Here is a 1,992-nt window from a genome sequence, read left to right on the forward strand (position 1 = left end):
GTGCACGAGCGTGGGTCCTTCCTCGTACGAACTTTGGTCGGTTCAGTACGGAAACCTACGCTCGTCGCCTTTTACACCACCTTCTGGACGCGACCAGAGCAAGCGCACCGCCAGCCAGCCGACGGGTAGCGGCTCCCCCACCGGAGGGGCACGACCCATGGTCATTGCATGATCGAGATCTGTCTGGGTTCGTCACGTGAGGCCGAGGGCTCATAGGGGCCGGTGGTAGTCGCGGCCGGTGCGGCGGAGGGCGGCGGCCATGCTGGTGTGGCCGTCCTGGCGGAAGACGCTGATGGCGAGGTTGCGCAGGGAGGCCATGGCGCGCGGCAGGGTGCCGGTGCGGATTTTGGAGTCGTCCTCGCGGAAGGTGCGGTCCCGGACGGGGTACAGGAGGTTCTCGATGCCCCAGTGGCCTCTGATCCAGGTGGCGAGCTCGGTGCAGGTGGCGTCGAAGACGGTCAGGCTGGTGATCAGGTAGACGCGCTCGATGGTCAGCTTCCCGGTGCTCAAGTCGCGTCGCCAGCGTACGACTTGGATCGCCTGGCGGGCGCCGGGGTAGTCGAGGTGACTGAACGCGGCGACCTTGAGCCGGCGGATCTCGTCGCGGTGGTGGGCGTGGTCGCGAGTGCGGTGCCCGAGCGGGATGTCCCGCCAGGACAGGTTCCTGACCTGGGCGTACAGGCCCGGATGGTTCTTCTTCACGACGGCCACGTAGTGCGCGCCGCGACGGGTCAGATAGGCCCCGTGGCCGTGCTGGGTGTGCAGGGCATCGGCGGCCACCACCGAGTTCGCGAGCTCGAAACCGTCCAGCAGCGGTGCGAAGGAGGAGATCTCGTTGCTCTTGAAGGCGACCTGCCGCTGGGCCAGGACTCGTGCGTGAGCCGGCCGGATTGACCGGAACGTAGGCGGGCCGCAGTTCCCGCACCCGCTCCTTGAGGACCGTCATCCCGCGTTCCCACCCGATCCGCTCCGCGATCACCGTGGCGGGCATCGACGGGGTCTCCCGCAGCAGCTCACGGATCTGCACCTCGACCGCGTCGACCACCGAGCCCTTGGCCGGCCGCTCGTACTTCGGCGGCCGGTCACTCGCCAGCGCACGCTTCACCGTGTTCTTCGAGATGCCCAGATGCCGGGCGATCGCCCGGATCGGCATCTGCTCGGCCCGGTGCAGCCTACGGATCTCTGCCCAGTCCTCCACGCGGATCACCCTTCCCTCCTGACCTTCCGATCAAGATCAGGTTCAGGCGAAAACCACCCAGAGGGTCACTTTTGATCCGCCGTCAGAGGGTCAGAATTCAGGCGTCGCCGAGACCGTCGCAGGGCTGGCCGCATGAGGCGACCTGGCGGCCCGTCTCGGGCTGATGGGGAGCAGCTGCTGCCGCGATGTGGTGACCACCGTCGAGCTGGTCAGCCGTGCGGGTCTCGTCGTGGCCGCTCATCCGGCTGTCCGTTCATGGGTGGCCAGGTGCCGGCGGAAGCGTCGGACCGGGGCGCGCCTTCACCTCATTCACAGCATCATCCACAACCTCCCTCTTCCTGTGGAATAGAAAGAAATGTCCGATTGTTCGGTCGTGTATGGCTGATGCTCCAGTGACACACCACACGGCGGCCGGGCTGAAGACCGATGACGCCGTCGGCTGTCAGCGCTGCCGGGGCTGGGGGACCCTCGTGGCCCCCGACGGCCATGGCTTGATCATGTGCCCCGATTGTCAGGCCTCCTCGCGCCCGGTACTGCCCGAGGAAAGCCGGTCTCCCGACTCTCGCGGGAACGAGCCGCCACCACACCCGTGACCTCCGGAAAGGCTGGCTGTAGGTGGTGGCGGTTGTCGAGGCACGTCATGCACACACGGCGCGGATGGTGGCGTGTTCCGCCAGGACGGCGATCTGGTCGGGATCACCCGCCAGGTCGATCTCCAGGCCGGTCAGGGCGCACTGCACGAGGCCGGGCCAGCCGACCGGGTCCTCGGCCGCGGTGTGGGTGGTGAGTTTGGC

2 protein-coding genes and 1 pseudogene are annotated in these 1,992 nt (G+C 67.5%); all 3 read right to left on the reverse strand.

Translation table 11 applies throughout. The features are described from left to right. Positions 1-210 precede the first annotated feature (210 nt). The 3 genes and pseudogenes from ABZT03_RS44050 to ABZT03_RS44060 all read right to left on the reverse strand — a co-directional run bounded on the left by ABZT03_RS44050 (position 211) and on the right by ABZT03_RS44060 (position 1,439). Positions 211-891, reverse strand: coding sequence for an ISAs1 family transposase (locus ABZT03_RS44050; RefSeq protein WP_356049923.1), 681 nt, complete (start codon positions 889-891; stop codon positions 211-213). After that, positions 869-1,207 (reverse strand): annotated as a pseudogene (locus tag ABZT03_RS44055) (helix-turn-helix domain-containing protein); the annotation flags it as partial. The pseudogene ABZT03_RS44055 and the gene ABZT03_RS44050, both read right to left, overlap by 23 nt. Before the next feature lie 88 nt (positions 1,208-1,295). Further along, positions 1,296-1,439, reverse strand: coding sequence for a hypothetical protein (locus ABZT03_RS44060; RefSeq protein WP_356049921.1), 144 nt, complete (start codon positions 1,437-1,439; stop codon positions 1,296-1,298). Positions 1,440-1,992: the final 553 nt, after the last annotated feature.

The sequence above is a fragment of the Streptomyces sp. NPDC005574 genome (assembly GCF_040605435.1).
Lineage (GTDB): Bacteria > Actinomycetota > Actinomycetes > Streptomycetales > Streptomycetaceae > Streptomyces.

What these genes read in the sequence shown, in the direction of transcription:
- ABZT03_RS44060 (WP_356049921.1), bottom strand. Translation starts at nt 1,439, where the DNA reads ATGAGCGGCCACGACGAGACCCGCACGGCTGACCAGCTCGACGGTGGT.